A 17299-nucleotide genomic window follows, 5' to 3' on the forward strand; every position below is an offset into this window, starting at 1 on the left:
CTTTCTTTCAGTTAATATCTGCTATAAAAAAAAGATCGCGCATATAGCGCAATCTTTTTTCATATGGATAATCCCACCCGCTGAACCAGCTGTGAGCTCTGGTCATTAAGTCCGGTAATGGTGACTTTTTTACCATGCTCGGCGTATTTGCTCATCGTCTTCGCTATGGCATGGACAGCGGATTGGTCCCACACATGGGAGTGTGAAAAATCGATAATAATATGATCCGGATCGCTATCGTAGGCGAATTCATGAATGAAGTGGCTTGTCGTGCCGAAGAACAACTGGCCGGATACCGCATATGTTTTGGAAGAGGTTGCTTCCTGAACAGTTAGGCGGATCGAAGCTATTTTCCAAGCAAACGTTAAAGCACTTAGCAGAACTCCAAACAAAACCCCAATAGAAAGGTTGTCCGTAACCACCACAGTGACCACCGTCACAATCATAACCAGCGCATCGCTTAGCGGAACACGGGTTAAAGTTTTGAGTGAGCCCCATTCAAAGGTGCTGATACAGACCATTATCATTACGCCGACGAGCGCACCCATCGGGATCTGCTTCACCACATCGCCAAGTACGATAATTAAGAATAATAAAAAGATCCCTGATACAAACGTGGACAGACGCGTGCGTCCTCCTGACTTCATGTTAACCATCGATTGGCCAATCATCGCACAGCCTGCCATCCCTCCGAAAAAACCAGTGACTACATTCGCAAGCCCCTGTCCCTTCGCCTCTCTGTTCTTATCACTACCTGTGCCCGTAATATCATCTATTAAGGTGGCAGTCATCAGGGATTCCAATAGCCCAACTACGGCCAGCGAAAGTGAATATGGCAAAATAATAAGCAGCGTATCCAGCGTGAACGGGATTTGCGGGAGATGGAATAGTGGCAAAGTTGCTGTAATATTCCCCATATCGCCTACGGTTCTTACGTCCAGATGAAGAGCGATGCTAAGAACAGAAACAATAACAATCGCTACAAGTGCTGAAGGTACGGCTTTGGTAAACCGAGGAACCGTGTAGATAATAAGCAAGGTCAGAGCTACCAGTCCGTACATCACCCAGCCTTGTCCTTTAAAATGGGTAAGCTGTGCCATAAAAATCAGTATCGCCAGCGCGTTGACAAAACCCGTCATGACCGGCTGTGGCAAAAACGTGATAAACCGCCCCAGCTTTAGCATCCCCATCAATATCTGAAACACGCCAGCCAATACAGTTGCCGCGAACAGATACTCTATTCCGTGTTCTAGTACGAGACTTCCGACTAACAGAGCCATAGCTCCCGTAGCCGCCGAGATCATTCCGGGTCTGCCTCCGGCAAGTGCCGTTACAATCGCAATGCAAAAAGAGGCATATAAACCAACCATCGGACTTACTCCCGCCAGGATCGAAAAAGCGATCGCTTCAGGAATCAGCGCAACGGCTACGGTCATCCCCGATAAAATATCGGTTCGAGTGTTAGAAAACCACCCATTATTTAAGGTAAGCTGCTTCAAAATCTATTTTCCTCCTGTGACTATTAAAATGTGTGGATCTTTTGTCAGAAAAGACCCGGGGCCGGTGCAACGCTAATGTTGCTTATTGTACTCGACCCACCTTCACCTTCACAAAAAGATTAGTTAGACTTGTAAGCGCTTATACACCTCATTTTCTAGCGAATCCTTAAAATATCATGCAAATTCTATATTTCTAGATTACCGGTACAATCCGGAAGCCTTCACTTCATTAAAGAAGGTGTTGAATTCATCAATGTTCAGCTGCTGAGCGGCATCAGACAATGCCGTTGCAGGATCAGGATGCACTTCCACCATAATACCGTCAGCTCCAGCTGCGAGTGCGGCTTTCGCACATGGAATAAGGATGTCTTTGCGGCCTGTCGAGTGAGTTACATCAACCAATACTGGCAAATGACATTCCTGTTTGAGAATTGGCACTGCTGAGATATCAAGCGTATTGCGGGTCGCTTTTTCATAGGTACGAATTCCACGTTCAATCAGCATGATCTGTGTGTTTCCACGAGACATGATATATTCCGCTGCATGGATGAATTCATCGAGTGTGGCAGCCAATCCACGTTTCAGCAGTACCGGCTTGTCGACTTCTCCGACCGCTTTTAGCAGCTCGAAATTATGCATATTACGTGCACCGATCTGGATGATATCCACATAATCAAGTGACTCTTCAATATGTCTTGGATCTACAATTTCGCTGATGGTCAGCAGTCCATATTCATTTGCTGCTTCTCGTAATATTCTTAAACCGTCCATTCCCAGCCCTTGGAAATCATAAGGTGAAGTCCGAGGCTTGAAGGCACCACCACGCATTACACGTACTCCGGCTTTTTGCAGGGCGGCAGCTACGGTGCGAGTCTGCAGTTCACTTTCCACAGAGCAAGGTCCGGCTACCATCAGTGAAGAAGGACCGCCAACCGTTACATCTCCCGGCAGAACAATCACTGTATCCTCTTTGTGGCTCTTGCGGGCTACCAGTAAAGTTTTTTTATGATCATCTGTTTGTAAGTCCAGAGAAGCTGAGAAAATTTGTTTGAAGAGGCTACGGATCGTCCCGTTAGTGAAAGGGCCTTTGTTGCTCGCTACGAGCTTATCCAGCATCTGTTTTTCCCGTTCTGGATCAAATTTAGGGACACCTTGTTTTTCTTTAACTCCTCCAATCTCCTGAACAATCTTAGCCCGCTCGGAGATCAGCTCCAACAATTGCCCATTAATTTCATCCAGACGACCTCTAAGAACATCCAATTCCACGTTACTCATTACCCTTCCACTCCCTCTTTTTGTTATAATTTGGAACGCAAAAAGGCCCCCCGTCGCAAGGGACGAGGAGCCGTGGTACCACCCTTATTTAGAATTAACCCGAATACTAGCACAAAGGAATAGAATCTCATATTCCCCTGACTAAGAATTAATTCTGTCTTTCACCCGGTAACGCGGGGCGCGGGCCTCCCTACTCATACCTGCCACAACCTGTGACAAACTACTTCAGGGGCCGACTCGGAAGTGAACTTCGGCATTAATCGTCTCATGAGGGTGCTCTCAGTCTCCGGCACGCCTTCCCTGTTAAGATCCGCTATAATGCTTACTCTCTTCGTCATAGTCCTTATTTATGTCAGCGCGGCTTTTGCGCTGGTTTCTGCTATCTTAATCAAAAAACGTTCCCGATGCAAGATAATAATGGAACGCAGAGTAGCTTTAACGCAATAAATTTTTTTGACTGATCCATACCCATTATCTATCCTATTCCAACCTGGCAATTACGGTTCCAATTCCTTCAAGCTGAATTGTTTGACAGCGATAATTGAATTGTTTACAATTTAATTATTATAAATATTTCCTGTTCTTTTTCAAAAAGCATAGATAACTGAAGGGATGTAGCAGCCATGAGCATTTATCAATATTCAGCACGCAGTATTCGGGGAAAAGATATCGAGCTAGAGCAATACAAAGGTAAAGTGCTACTGATAGTGAATACAGCAAGTAAGTGCGGATTTACCCACCAATATTCAGATCTGCAAAAGCTTTATGAGCGGTACGAGGAACGCGGCCTCCAAATACTCGGCTTTCCTTCCAATCAATTTGGAGAGCAAGAACCCGGCAGCAATGAAGAGGTTAATGTATTTTGCCAAATCAATTACGGGGTAACCTTCCCACTCTTTGAAAAGGTTGACGTAAAAGGCGAAGCTAAACACCCTCTTTTCACCTACCTGACAGAACAGGCTGGATTTGAAGGGTTCGATATCAACCATTCTTCAGGAAAGCTGTTGCAAAGCATGCTTGAAGACAAAGATCCAGAGGCTCTGAACAATGACGAAATCAAGTGGAACTTCACTAAATTCCTGATTGATCGCGAAGGCAATGTGGTCACTAGATTCGAATCTACGGTGGACCCGCTGGATATTGAACCAGCTATCGAAGCCCTGCTATAAGTTTCTAATATATGAAAAATCCGCCCAGCTTTCGGGCGGATTTTTTGGGTTTAAGCATCTGCTTAATCATGTACGGTACTGCTCGGTAAATACTTCAAAATAAGGAGTCGTGTCCCTCTCCGCCATCGAACCATTCGCACCAGGTCCCCAGCCGATTTCAGCACGCCAGCTTCCCAACACACCTGACTGAATCAGCGCCTCCTCATTTACACCGATCAGCTGATCCGCCTGTGGTGCCACGTATAAAGCATCTACAGGACAATAAGCTTCACACATGAAACAGGTCTGGCAATCTTCCTGACGGGCAATGACCGGAATCTTCCCCTGCATTTCGAATACGTTCGTCGGACATACTTTCGTACACAGCTTACAACCAACACAACGCTCCAAGCTGATTAATTCGATCATATCGCTTGCCCCTCCTTCAGCGCATTCAGTTCATGAGCATGGGGCACAGCCTCTGTACTGACGCTTATATGTTGAATACCGGATAAGATCAGCCGGTGAGTCTGGCGCGGATCAAGCTCCGGATATTCCGCTAGCTTTTGCAGTCCGCGGGTCTCTTTCCGGGCGAGTGCCGCGGTGTACATCCACCTGCCGACCGCGAGCATAGCCGCGGCTTCACGTGATTGCACGATGCCCTGAACGCTGGCAGGAGCCTGCCCGTTCAAATAGGGCATCAAGGCATTCAGCCGCTTCAAGGCTGAAGAAATGCCCGGCTCGCTGCGGAAATAATTGATCTGCAGCGGCAAGATTTCACGCTGGATTGCCGCGATTAGCGGCTTCACCTCCAGCGTTTCCGAGGCATCGGCGCCAGCCGCCAGCCCGTAGCGTCCCGCTGCGGTCAGCTTGCGGCTGTTCGCCTGTCCTCGGCAGGACAGCGCATGCTGCGCGGCTCCCTGTCCAGCCCAGCTTCCGCTGCACATGGCCCAGGAAGCGTTATAAGCCCCGCCGCCGGAGATGGCGCCGGTCACTTTCTCGCGAGATGCGGCATCACCGGCCGCATAGAGTCCGGGCACGGTCGTCTGGCAATCCGTGCCGCTCAAGCGCAGACCCCCAGTGCCGCGCATCGTGCCCTCATAGCGCAGGGTGAGCGGGAATTTCTGCTTAAACGCATCAATTCCCGCCCGCTCCAGCGGCATAAAGAAAATCGGATGCGCTTTGCGCAGGAAATCCTGTTTCTCCGCGGTGTCTGCCAGATCCAGCGAAGCGTAAACCGGACCCTTCAGCATCAGCTCAGGAATGCTGCCAAAGGTCCGATCCCCTCTATGCAACGGATGACCGTCCGCGTCATAGAGAGTGGCCCAAGCCAGCATACGGCCACGTGTTACGGTTCCGTCCGCAAAGCTTGGCGCATATTGGCGGCTGAATTCCATGCCCGAGAGATCAGCTCCCACCTCTGCGGACATCAACAATCCTTCCCCTGTCAGCACGTTGCAACCAAGGCCTTTGCTGAGAAAAGCACAGCCTCCGGTAGCCATCACAACGGCATTCGCCTTCACTTCCCAGGACTCTCCTGTCAGGCGGTTGATCCCACGCGCTCCACCAACACCGTGTTCATCATGAAGAAGTTCCAGCGCTGGTGACTGATCAAGAATTGTGACCCCTGCTTTGCGCACAACTTTTCGCATAATCCGCATATATTCTGGTCCATGGAGATGGGTACGCAGTGAGTTTCCTTCTTCATCCTTCGGAAACGGATACCCCCACTGCTCCACTTGAGCCAGGTTCTGCTCTACCTGATCCAGCACCCGGTGAATCCAAGCATTCTCCGACAAATATCCGCCGGCCTTAAGTCTGGCCTGCACTGCCTGCTCCCGCAGCTCGGCAATGGGAGGAATAACGAGCAACGTTGTTCCTCCCGGTGCAGTTGCGCCACTAGTGCCCAAGTAGCCCTTATCCGCCAGGACTACCTTTGCACCTTGCGAGGCTGCACTCCATGCCGACCACGCCCCAGCAGGACCTCCGCCAAGCACGAGGACATCCACTGTCATTTCCTTCTTAAGCTGCGACATATTTTTTCCTCCTACACCATTAGCTTGAGTTAGTTGAACTTAAAAATCACTAAAGGGAGGAGTGGCGGCCGAAAGTCCAAACATTCACCGCAGTCACTCAATTACCTTTACAGAAGAATCTTAAGTTCAATTAAAGCAACCTTTAAGCAACTTATTTCAGCTGCCAATCGCTAATATTGAAGTCTTTTTTCGCTAACTTCTCTTCGACGAGGAAGTTTTTGGTACCGTCCAGCAGCTTTGTTCCTTCATCAGTGAACGCAGTATCCTTGATATCACTAATTGGATTCACTTGCTTCGCCAGCTCAGGCGTTGTATCTCCGATTTCAGCCAGAAATTGATAATACTCATCTTCATGCTGCTTCAAGTCTGCCAAGGCCTTCTCTCTAGCTTCGTTCCATACCTTCGGAAAATCAGGGAATTTCGCCAGATAATCCTCAGACACAACTGTTGCGCTAGAACCAAGCAGGTTCGGGTGCTTCGAGGCATCATCCAAGTGAGTGTAACCTTGGTCAATCAGCTTCAGCGCAGGAACACCTAGATTTGTTGTAGCATCTACATCTCCACGGGCTAAAGCTGCAGTAGCATCAGGAATGAGCATATGCACGAGTTTGTAGTCGGTCACGCCTTCTTCCTGTAGTAATCCAACTACATATCGGTGCATGAAGGAGCCTTTTTGAATCGCGATAGTTTTACCTTGCAGATCTTTCACCGTCTTGGGCCCATCCTTCTTGCCGATCAAATAACCAATCGTGTTCGCGGAAGATTGTGAAATCAGACGGGTCTTGGCTCCAGAAGCGTAGGCAATAATAGCAGGTGTATCTCCAAGGCTGCCGATATCCAGCCGACCACTAATCAAGGATTCTGTCTGATCCGGACCGTTTGGAAAGCCAGTAAGCTTCACTTCAGTAATGCCGTATTTCTTCAACTCTTCTTGAATAATCCCTTTATAAAAGCCCCAACCCTCTGCACCGCCGGGCACATTCAATTTGTTGGAACCGATAAACCCAAAGTTCAATACCGCTGGAACATTGCTCGTGCTCGTGGCCCCTTCTCCCGCCTTCTCCGTATTTGATCCCCCGGAGGCAGATGCTCCATTGCCGCCCGTATTATTTCCGCAAGCCTGAAGCACCAGCATGGCCATCATAATTGTAGTTAAAAGTGCAAACCGAATCTTCCTAGAACGTTTCCCTTGAATCTCTCTGTACGCTTGTTTCATTGTTTCTCCCCCTAGGTTTATGCTATTTATTTAAATCTTGATCCAGCTCAGAACCCTGCCCTCGACGCCAATTTATACATAAAGTCATGGCTTGCCACCGGCTGCCTGCCCTTACCCCAGCCTACTTTTTCACGATAACCGCCAAGTAGTTTCTGCTCCTGAAGTTCCGCTTCTGTCACACCAATAATATTCTCAGAGTCTGGTGCAACGTAGAGAGCATCGACAGGACAATACAGCTCACACATAAAGCAAGTCTGGCAATCACTCTGCCGGGCAATAACAGGAATGCCATCCTCTACCCGTTCGAAAACATTAGTCGGGCAGACAGATACACATTGGTTGCACTCTACACATCTGGCAGCGCTGATCACCTCAATCACGATAGAACACCCTCCTTAGCCACGGCTTCCGTCTTCACCCATACCTGATCTAATCCGCCACTGATCAAGCGGTGATGCTGGCCATGATCTGTAGCCTTGAAATCCTCACGCTTATGCATGCCTCTCGTCTCTGTACGAGCAAGTGCAGAATTGTACATCCAGCGGGCTGTTGCGGTCATGGCTTCGGCTTCCCGTGCCTTGACCCCTTCTGGCGTACGCTGAATTTCGCGGCTTCGTTGCTCTTTCCACAATCCATCCAGACGATCTAGTGCAGACGTCAGCCCTTGTTCTGTCCGGAACAAATTGATATCATACGGCTTCACCTCAGCCTGTACAGCAGACACATACTCTGCTGTTTGGGCTGCCACTCCCGGCTTTACTTCCTGATGCACCAGTGGTGATGATGATAAGCCGACTGGACTACGCTGCGCAGCGTGCGACCCCAGACTCTGTGCATAGACAGCAGCTCCTTCACCAGCAAAAGAACCTGAAGACATCGCCCACGCCGCATTATGGCTGCCACCGCCAGTAAAACCTCCGCAAATCAGCTCGCGGGTAGCAGCATCTCCTGCCGCGTAAAGTCCGGGAACACCTGTGCCGCAGCTTTCATCTGTAATATGGATGCCACCCGTCCCCCGAACCGTGCCTTCGAGCCGCAAAGTAACCGGAAACGCATCCTTGAACGGATCAATTCCCTGGCGGTCAAATGGAAGGAAAAAGTTCGTCTGCGCCACCCGCAGCAGCGGTCTTAAATCCTCTGGTGCCCCATCCAGCTTGGCGTACACCTGATTACCTGCCAACAGATTCCGGGCAATTACAGAACGGCCTTTCTTGGAACCGGCTCCCTCCACAATGCTTCCATCCTCATAATAAAAGCTGGCATAGCTGTAATACGCCGTCTTGGTCACCGAAGAGAACGTAGGGCAGATCGCATAGGCATTGGAGAATTCCATGCCGGACAGATTCGCCCCAGCCTCAGCAGCGAAGAGATAACCATCTCCGGTCAACACGTTGCAGCCAAGTGCCTTGCTTAGGAAGGCGCAGCCTCCGGTAGCAATAACGACTGCTCCTGCCTGAACAGTCCAGGTTTCTCCACTCTGGGTATGAACTCCAGCCGCTCCAGCTACGCCATGCTCATCTGCCAGGAGTTCCAAGGCTGGGCTGTGATCTAGAATTTTAACGCCTGCCTTTTTCACCAGCCTACGCATTAATTTCATATATTCCGGTCCTTGCAGACTTCTTCGGAATTGATTGCCCTGCTCATCTACGGGGAATGGATAACCGGAAACACCCAGCTTGTTCATATTGGCATAGGTTTGATCCAGCACCCGGTCCATCCAGCGAGATTCAGCCAGCTGCCCGCCAAGCGCATAACGACTTGCTTTTGCCTCTTTCCGGAGCTTCTCATCCGGCTTCACATACCAGACTCCCGTTCCCGACGGTGCCGTTGCCCCACTTGAACCGCAGTACCCTTTATCTGCAAGGATTACTTTGGCCCCCTTCGCTGATGCAGTAAGGGCTGCCCACGTTCCTGCCGGACCTCCTCCGATAACGAGCACGTCTGCCACCAAATTCACCGATCCTTTTTTCACCGATCCACTCATATGTTTAAGACCTCCTCAGTTTGTTTAGCCTTCGTAACTATCGCGCCAGAACAGGAACTTTCGTTCAATAATCCGGAACAAGGAATCGATCAGCTTACCGACAATTGCGAAAATAATAATGCCTACGAATACAACCTCTGTATTAGAGTTCTGCTTCGCTTCATTGATAAGAAACCCAATACCTGACTGTGATCCAATAAGCTCTGCTACAACCAAACCAATCCAAGCTACAGCCAGCGACAACCTTAGCCCTAACAAAATTCCAGGCAGCGCCGCCGGGAGTATAAGCCTGCGCAGCTTCTGATATGGACTGAATCCCAATACACGAGCTACTTCGAACAATTTATTGTCCACATTGCGGATGCCCATAAACGTATTAATATAGAGCGGAAAAAATGAGCCTGTCATAATGATCACAACTTTTGACATCTCTCCAAACCCGAACCAGAGAATAATGAGCGGCGCTATAGCTAAATGGGGAACAAGCCTAAGCACTTGTACGCTAGGATCGAGCACATATTCTACACTGCGAAACAAGCCAGTCAGTACGCCGAATAGAAGACCCAACACACCTCCAATAAGAAATCCGATGCCCGCCCTACCCATGCTGACACCCAGATGATGAGTTAACTCTCCAGTAACCAACAAGTCGGTAAAAGCTCTTGCAATCGAAAGCGGAGTCGGCAAAAAGGTTGCGGAGACCAGCCCCGTACTCCCTGCCAGCTGCCAAAGGACTAACGTCACCACCGGGATAATTGCACCCATTCCCCAATCAGAGAGCAGGGTTTTCCATGCAACTTGTATTGCAGGTTTCTTCGGTGTCTTCTTGGATAAAGGAGCTGTGCCGCTGCTATCCAGCGTTTCTCTGGCTCTTTTAGTATTTTTGATAATAGCTTCTACTCCATCGCTCATGGTGCATCCCCCTTTTGTTTAATGAGCGTTCAAGGTTATCCGCGATAACTGTCTTGCCATCTCAACAACCGTCGTTCAATGTAACGAACAATGGAATCACTCAACAATCCAGCTACGGCAAAAATAATAATTCCCACGAACACCACTGGTGTGTCCGCGAATTGACGCGCGTCGGACATCATGTATCCAATGCCTGAGGTAGATGCGATAAGCTCTGCCACTACTAACCCCAGCCAAGAAAGCCCTAGAGAGAGACGCACTCCAAGAATAATGTTCGGCAGCGCTGCTGGAAGTACTAACCTGCCAATCTGCTTCAATCGGCTGAAGCCAAGTACCCGGGAAACTTCGAACAGCTTGTTATCCACGCCGCGAATTCCCATGAACGTATTGATATAAAGCGGGAAAAAAGCTCCCTTAGCTATCAATAGCACCTTCGACTCCTCACCGATCCCGAACCATAAAATGAACAGCGGTACTACCGCCAGACTGGGAATCATGCGGATCATTTGCAGGGAAGGATCTAACAGCTTCTCCGATCTGCGGAACAGGCCTACGAGAAGTCCTAACAGCAGACCCAGTCCACCACCTAGCAGGAATCCAGAAAAGGCTCTGACCAAGCTGATTCTAAAGTTCGGCCACAGATCGCCTGAAGCCGCTAAAGTTACAAAAGATTCCGCAATCGTATACGGCGTAGGGAACAGCATCTCCGAGATCATTCCATAATGCCCGAGCGTCTGCCACAGAATTAGCACACTGCCCGGCAGCAAAAGACCAAGTCCTAGTGTTGCCACCTTTCCGGGTCTTCCGGAAGTTCTTATGGCTACAGCCCGATTTGTCATACTTTGAACCCACCTTTTTTCAGCTTTACAATCACTTTAAATAAACGGAAAGAGACCCTCGAATGTAATGCCTTCGAAAGTCTCCATGGGTATGGTCGACCTATTTATATTCCGGCTCCGTCTGTAAGCTCTAGCTCATCTACCTTTTCAAAATAATTCAACACCTTCAAACGCAGCTCTTGAAAGGAGGTCGTTGTTTTTTTCCGTGGATACGGTAAATCTATCGGTACAATTTTACGTATTTTCCCGGGACGCGGCTCTAGAATCACTACCCGATTCCCCAAGAACACAGCCTCATCAATATCATGTGTCACAAAAATCATGGTTGTTTGGTTAGCCCGCCAAATGTCCAGCAATACCGTCTGCATATGAGCCCGAGTGAATGCATCCAGTGCACCAAACGGTTCGTCCAGCAGCAGTATTTTCGGATTGCGCAGAAGTGCACGAGCTATTGCCACCCGCTGGGCCATCCCTCCCGACAACTCGCGGGGATAAGATTTCTCAAATCCATTTAACTTCACCAGATCAATCAATTCATCGACCTTCCGCCTAACCTCCTTGTTCCCTAGCGGTAAATCAGAGGCAATATTCTTCTCAACGGTAAGCCAGGGAAAGAGGCGATGCTCCTGAAAAATAAAACCCTTATCGATCCCAGGACCCCCAATCTCCGCCCCTTCCAGGGTGACACTGCCAGTGTACCCGCTATCCAGACCGGCTACGATGCGTAATAGTGTACTTTTTCCACAGCCGCTGGGGCCGATGACTGTAATAAATTCGCCCTCCTGTACATGGAGATCTACATTATGGAGTGCTTGAACATGACCACCGGCAGACTCAAAACGTTTATTTAGGTTCGAAATAGACAGCAACGCTTCTCCCACCTTGACCCCTCCTTTAATCTGTATGGACAAAAAAAACAGAGGCATTGCGTTTTTACATTCGCAATACCTCTGTAGGAACAGTCGGCAATCATTATTCAAAGTAAATCAATTGGAATTATAATATTTAAAATATCATCGATTTTATAAGCTGTCAACAAAAAACAAGCCCTTTTATGGAACAGAAGTGGAGTTATTTCTAGTTCATAAGTTTGAAAAGCAATGAATTTAATCACTTTTAGTAGGATGAAAGTATTAAAAAACTTTGCTTTTGCGTCGATATAATGAAGTAAGCTTATGACAAATTGGTTCTAAGGAAGGGGCTTTTGCTTGAAAAGCATATCATTAAAATGGGGAGCAACACTTGTTGCCCTTAACACCTTGTTCGGTGGTACTCTCTATGCATCTGCAGCTGAAATCACTCCACCGTTCTCCGACTTAACCGAAATACAACAGACGAAAAGTGCCGCAATCCTCGAGGCTGCTCGTCTAGGCTTGCTTAAAGGCGATCCCAATGGACAATTCAGACCCACTGCGACTATGACCCGCCAAGAGCTGGCAGCCATTTTAGCGAAGACCTTAAAGCTACATTCCTCAGTGAATTCCGCTTCTTCCTTTAGAGACGTATCTGATTCCAGTTGGAGTGTCTCCGCTATTGAGGCTGTTAAAAAGGCAGGATTTATGGAGGGTGATCTTACAGGTAATTTTAATCCATCCAGACCTGTAACTAGGGAAGAGCTTGCAGTTATATTTGTACGTGCCATCCGCGGAACTGGAGCACAAGGCGGACAAGCCAACAAGGTTAATGACGAATCCACAATCAGCAATTGGGCAAAAGAGTATACTGATGTCGCACTACGTCTTAAACTTATAGACTCTCCCGAAGATATGTTCAGCCCCAAAGGTACTGTTCAGCGGCAGGATATGGCTTCTTTTCTGCTGAATATTTTTAAAGAAGAACAACAAACTGCAACGATCGACAATATAGATGGAGATTTCGTAACGATCAATGGCACGCCTTACCTCATTGAAGGTACACTCAAAGAATTAATGGGTGATAGCAACCATGATGCTTTAAGAGGAGCTGTCCTTAAGTTCAATTCCTTGAATCGTCATGTAGATGGTTTGCAAGAGCTTGAAATTGTACAAAAAGGGGTTCAACTAAATACCTCCGGCTTTCCCTCCGGTTCTTTGCTCAATATTTCTGGAAATGATGTTGTTATTAAAGGTAATGTTAACGGTGATCTAAAGATTAAAAATGGCGTTTCGAGTATAACTTTTCAGGGCCAAATTGGGCAGATCATTGTGGACTCTATAACTCCAGTTACTATTCATGGCAGCGGTCCCCTGCAAACCTTAAAAATAGTCGAAGGCGGCGCTAGGATCACCATCGATCCCTCCTTGTCTATTCAAAATCTGCAGTTGCCTGGCAACAGTCTGCCTTCACATTTCATAACAAATTACACAGCCATTCAAGATAATATCCAAAAGGTTCAAAATGCATCAGGAGCCGTTGCTCCTGCATATACTTCGTCCACGTCTGCTAACTCCGTGAGCGATCCGACTCCGAGTCCTACTCCGACGCCTACTCCCGTAGCGACTCCTGAGCCTACTCCGGTCGCGACTCCGAGCCCTGCTCCAGTGGCGACTCCTAGTCCTACTCCGGTGCTGACTCCTGAGCCTACTCCGGTCGCGACTCCTGAGCCTACTCCGGTGCTGACTCCTAGTCCTACTCCCGTAGTGACTCCTAGTCCTACTCCGGTGGCGACTCCTAGCCCTACTCCGGTGACGACTCCGAGCCCTACTCCCGTAGTGACTCCTAGTCCTACTCCGGTGCTGACTCCTGAGCCTACTCCCGTAGCGACTCCTAGTCCTACTCCGGCGCCTACTCCTGAGCCTACTCCCGTAGCGACTCCTAGTCCTACTCCGGTGACGACTCCTGAGCCTACTCCGACGCCTACTCCGGTGACGACTCCTGAGCCTACTCCCGTAGCGACTCCTAGTCCTACTCCAGTGACGACTCCTGAGCCTACTCCGGTGACGACTCCTGAGCCTACTCCGGTGACGACTCCTGAGCCTACTCCGGTGACGACTCCTGAGCCTACTCCGGTCGCGACTCCTAGCCCTACTCCGGCGCCTACTCCGGTGAACCATGCACCAGTCGTGCAAAATAATATTGATCCAATATCTGCTCTGATCACAAGTGGTGTCCAAAACGTCGACATCAGTAATGTGTTCATTGATCCGGACGGCGACCCGCTTACATTCGCAGCTGCATCCTCTGACGCTAGCGTTGCCACTGTATCTGTAAATGGGAATCATCTCAACCTTGTGCCGGTCGATTCAGGCACAGCCATGATTACAATAACAGCAATGGACGGCCAAGGTGGCGTTAACACTGCTACTTTTGCATTCACTGTAACGTCTAATCAGCCACCAATTGCGATATCTGGAATCACTACTCAACTCTTAACACCAGGTATCACTGCACCACGTACATTTGATCTGGCCCAGCTTTTTCAAGATCCCGACAATGACATGCTTACTTATTCAGCTTCTATAGATAACGTAAATGCTGGTACACTTAGCCTTAATGGCAACACTCTGACGGTAACTCCGGCAGCTAATAGTTCAGCTAGTGGTTTAGTGACCCTCACAGCAACGGATGATAAAGGAGGTTCAGCTACCTCAACTTTCACCTTGATTACAGCCCAGCTTGTAAACAACGGCTTTGTGCCAATAACCACCAAGCAAGGTGTATCCAATATTTCCTTCGATATTTCCAAGCTGATTCCTAATCAGAGTCAATTTAAAGTGTATACAGAAAGCAGCACAGGTTCATTGAGCGGACCTGCAACTCTGAATGGAGCTATATGGAATGGTCCTACAAGTCCAGGAACGGTATGGATAGTAGGTTCTGATGGCAAAGCGGTTGTATTATCTATAAGCGTGGCTTCACAGGGTACCTCTGAGCTATTCTTCTCAGAGTATCTGGACGGCGGTGACGGCAGAATCGCAGTTGAGCTGTACTATAAAGGAAATGGTAATCCCGCAGGAAAAGCAGAAGGTTACACCCTTGAAGTTCACCAATTTATGAAAGCCACCCAAACCAAACAGGTTTATTCCCGGCCATTATTCCCTGTACCTGTAGCAATGCCGTATATGTTTATAGATTCTACTTTTGGGGACGCATTTGATTTAATGAATATCTCCTATTACAATGATGAGCTGAGTCTATATAATCCAAAAACATATAATATTACAGCATTAGTACTGAAGAAAAACGGCCAAATCGTGGATGTTCTCGGTGACCCTACCTCTACTCAGCAATTCCTCTCCACAGGTGGAACTATTGTCCGTAAATCTGGTATATACACTGGATCACAGCAGTATTCACTTGAGGGCGAGTGGAATCAATATCCCAAAGGAACTTACCAGTATTTTGGAAGCCATACTCCTTAAACAGCCCTTTCTAATGTAAAAAACAAGCAGGCAGTGAGCCTCCAGATATTGGAGAAACACTGCCTGCTTGTTTATCTGCATTGCGTAGGGTTAAGTCGACTTTGGGTAAACCTCGGAATAACTCCTCCGGATCCCTCCCGTATATTTTAATTACCGAATCTAAACCCAATCTTTGATTTAGTTGCATTCTGTACACTTATTTCGTATAAAAAAGGGATTGTCCTGAATATAACTGTATTCTATACAATTAAAATCCAGAAAAATCACCTTTAGCTGAGGAAATCATGAAAATAAGTGTACTGAATACAGCTATTTTTTGGGGACAATTTATTCGATGAGTTATAACTGTACAAAATACACTTATATGCTCCCACCGTTACTCCAACCTATGTCTACCACTTCAAAATCTGCATTTTGCCTCCACTTGTTACTTATACTTCTGCATCTACTCCCTCTACTTCCTCTACTCCACTACTCCCTCTACTTCCTCTACTCCACTACTCCCTCTACTCCCTCTACTCCCACTACTCCCTCTACTTCCTCTACTCCCTCTACTCCCACTACTTCCTCTACTTCCACCACTTCCTCTACTTCCACTACTTCCACTACTTCCACTACTCCTTCTACTTCCTCCACAACTTCTACCGTATCAAAATATCACTTCAAGCATATCGCTCCCCCGGCTCTTAGCAACGCTGCTTACATCAGATATCTTAAATATAAATACACGCTGGAGATCACAATGGATAACAGCATTAAAGGAAATCCGACCTTCAAATACTTCATGAATGTAATCGGGTACCCCTCTTTTCCTGCCAAACCTGCTACTATCAAATTAGCACTCGCACCAATCAATGTGCCATTGCCACCCAGACAAGCGCCTAAGGCCAAACTCCACCATAACGGCTCCAAATTGCTGATCCCCATATTGCCCATCTCCTGAATCAGCGGGATCATAGTTGCTACAAAAGGGATATTATCCAGAAATGCCGAGGTAATGGCGCTGACCCATAAAATCATCATTGAGCTCATCAGCACATCACCATTCGTTATTTCAATCGCTTTTGCTGCCAGCTCTGCAATCACACCTGTCTCTACAAGCCCTGACACCAACACGAACAGTCCGATAAAAAAGAAGATCGTAATCCATTCTACGCTGTGAAAAGCTTTTTCCAGCATATGTTCCCCTCCGGTCAGCAGCAGCAGTAAAAATGCACCAGCCAGTGCAACCGTAGCGGACTCCAAATGTAACGCCTGATGTAAAAAGAACCCGGCAATCGTAATTGCCAGTACGATCAAACATTTTCGCAGCAACTTATGATCTGTAATCATAACCTTCTCATCCATGTCCATGATGCTCTGCTGCAGTTCAGGTGTAGTTTTAATTTGTTTACCGAACATCAATAACAGCAGCGGGATATACGCCAAAACAATGATGATAATCACGGGTGTCAGATTGCTAATAAAAGCCATGAAGGTCAGCTCCTTAACCGCACTGCCAATCATGATATTAGGTGGATCTCCGATCAAGGTTGCCGTTCCGCCTACATTAGATGCGATAATTTGTGACATCAAAAAAGGCAGCGGATGTATGCGCAGTTGTCTTGTAATACTGAAGGTGACTGGCACCATAAGCAGCACTGTCGTCACATTATCCAAAAAGGCTGAAGCCACTGCGGTAATCACAAACAAAGCAATCATTATTCTCTTCGGCTTCCCCTTCGCCAACTTAGCTGATTTCACAGCTGCGTATTTAAAGAGCCCCGTCTCTGCGGTAATCCCTACAATCATCATCATCCCTACAAGCAGTCCTATAGTATTAAAATCGATGTGCTGCAATGCCGTCTCCTGATCCACAATGCCCATCGCTATCATGACGATAGCTCCTAACATCGCCAGAATGGTACGGTGAATCTTTTCGGAAATAATAAGTCCATAAATCAGCAGAAAAATGCCTATCGCCCAAACCGCTTGCTGTTCCATAATATCCCTCGGTCCTTCTATGTAATTTCGTTAACTTACAGTCTACTCATACTATAACCTTATTATC

Annotated in this window: 13 protein-coding genes; 2 read left to right on the top strand and 11 right to left on the bottom strand. The window is 47.8% G+C overall.

Annotated elements, in window-relative coordinates; all coding sequences use genetic code 11:
- Window positions 1–59: 59 nt before the first annotated feature.
- Together MHI32_RS26885 and MHI32_RS26890 are read right to left on the bottom strand one after the other, a co-directional pair.
- Window positions 60–1436: a SulP family inorganic anion transporter gene (locus MHI32_RS26885; protein WP_254847764.1), complete on the bottom strand. Its 1377-nt coding sequence runs from the start codon at window positions 1434–1436 to the stop codon at window positions 60–62.
- Between the two features lie 261 nt (window positions 1437–1697).
- Window positions 1698–2774 (bottom strand): bifunctional 3-deoxy-7-phosphoheptulonate synthase/chorismate mutase, encoded by a 1077-nt coding sequence (locus MHI32_RS26890; RefSeq protein WP_076193656.1) that lies wholly within the window; start codon window positions 2772–2774, stop codon window positions 1698–1700.
- A gap of 623 nt (window positions 2775–3397) precedes the next feature.
- Here MHI32_RS26890 and MHI32_RS26895 point away from each other — a divergent pair.
- Window positions 3398–3943: a glutathione peroxidase gene (locus tag MHI32_RS26895; protein ID WP_038573366.1), complete on the top strand. Its 546-nt coding sequence runs from the start codon at window positions 3398–3400 to the stop codon at window positions 3941–3943.
- 66 nt (window positions 3944–4009) lie between these two features.
- Here MHI32_RS26895 and MHI32_RS26900 read toward each other — a convergent pair whose 3' ends face one another.
- The 8 genes from MHI32_RS26900 to MHI32_RS26935 all read right to left on the bottom strand — a co-directional run bounded on the left by MHI32_RS26900 (window position 4010) and on the right by MHI32_RS26935 (window position 11835).
- A complete protein-coding gene (locus tag MHI32_RS26900; protein ID WP_076099941.1) occupies window positions 4010–4351 on the bottom strand; it encodes a 4Fe-4S binding protein in 342 nt (113 codons plus the stop codon).
- On the bottom strand, window positions 4348–5958 hold the full coding sequence (locus MHI32_RS26905) for an FAD-binding protein (RefSeq protein ID WP_076099943.1): 1611 nt from the start codon (window positions 5956–5958) through the stop codon (window positions 4348–4350). Before MHI32_RS26905 ends, MHI32_RS26900 begins: the two co-directional genes overlap by 4 nt.
- A gap of 151 nt (window positions 5959–6109) precedes the next feature.
- A complete protein-coding gene (locus MHI32_RS26910) occupies window positions 6110–7174 on the bottom strand; it encodes an ABC transporter substrate-binding protein (protein WP_076282670.1) in 1065 nt (354 codons plus the stop codon).
- A 47-nt stretch (window positions 7175–7221) separates the two neighbouring features.
- A complete protein-coding gene (locus tag MHI32_RS26915) occupies window positions 7222–7554 on the bottom strand; it encodes a ferredoxin family protein (protein WP_076307272.1) in 333 nt (110 codons plus the stop codon).
- Complete coding sequence (locus MHI32_RS26920) at window positions 7551–9158, bottom strand: FAD-binding protein (protein WP_036680291.1); 1608 nt, start codon at window positions 9156–9158, stop codon at window positions 7551–7553. The genes MHI32_RS26915 and MHI32_RS26920 overlap by 4 nt, the downstream gene beginning before the upstream one ends.
- A gap of 24 nt (window positions 9159–9182) precedes the next feature.
- Window positions 9183–10070 (bottom strand): ABC transporter permease, encoded by an 888-nt coding sequence (locus MHI32_RS26925; protein WP_339188546.1) that lies wholly within the window; start codon window positions 10068–10070, stop codon window positions 9183–9185.
- 35 nt (window positions 10071–10105) lie between these two features.
- Complete coding sequence (locus MHI32_RS26930) at window positions 10106–10909, bottom strand: ABC transporter permease (protein WP_038573373.1); 804 nt, start codon at window positions 10907–10909, stop codon at window positions 10106–10108.
- Window positions 10910–11013: 104 nt separating this feature from the next.
- Complete coding sequence (locus MHI32_RS26935; protein ID WP_081389081.1) at window positions 11014–11835, bottom strand: ABC transporter ATP-binding protein; 822 nt, start codon at window positions 11833–11835, stop codon at window positions 11014–11016.
- A 282-nt stretch (window positions 11836–12117) separates the two neighbouring features.
- Between MHI32_RS26935 and MHI32_RS26940 the strand changes: the two genes are divergently transcribed.
- Window positions 12118–15249, top strand: coding sequence for an S-layer homology domain-containing protein (locus tag MHI32_RS26940; protein WP_340011389.1), 3132 nt, complete (start codon window positions 12118–12120; stop codon window positions 15247–15249).
- Between the two features lie 699 nt (window positions 15250–15948).
- Here MHI32_RS26940 and MHI32_RS26945 read toward each other — a convergent pair.
- Window positions 15949–17232, bottom strand: coding sequence for an ArsB/NhaD family transporter (locus tag MHI32_RS26945; RefSeq protein WP_340011391.1), 1284 nt, complete (start codon window positions 17230–17232; stop codon window positions 15949–15951).
- Between the last annotated feature and the right edge of the window lie 67 nt (window positions 17233–17299).

This window comes from Paenibacillus sp. FSL H7-0690, assembly GCF_037980415.1.
Classification (GTDB): domain Bacteria; phylum Bacillota; class Bacilli; order Paenibacillales; family Paenibacillaceae; genus Paenibacillus_AQ; species Paenibacillus_AQ odorifer.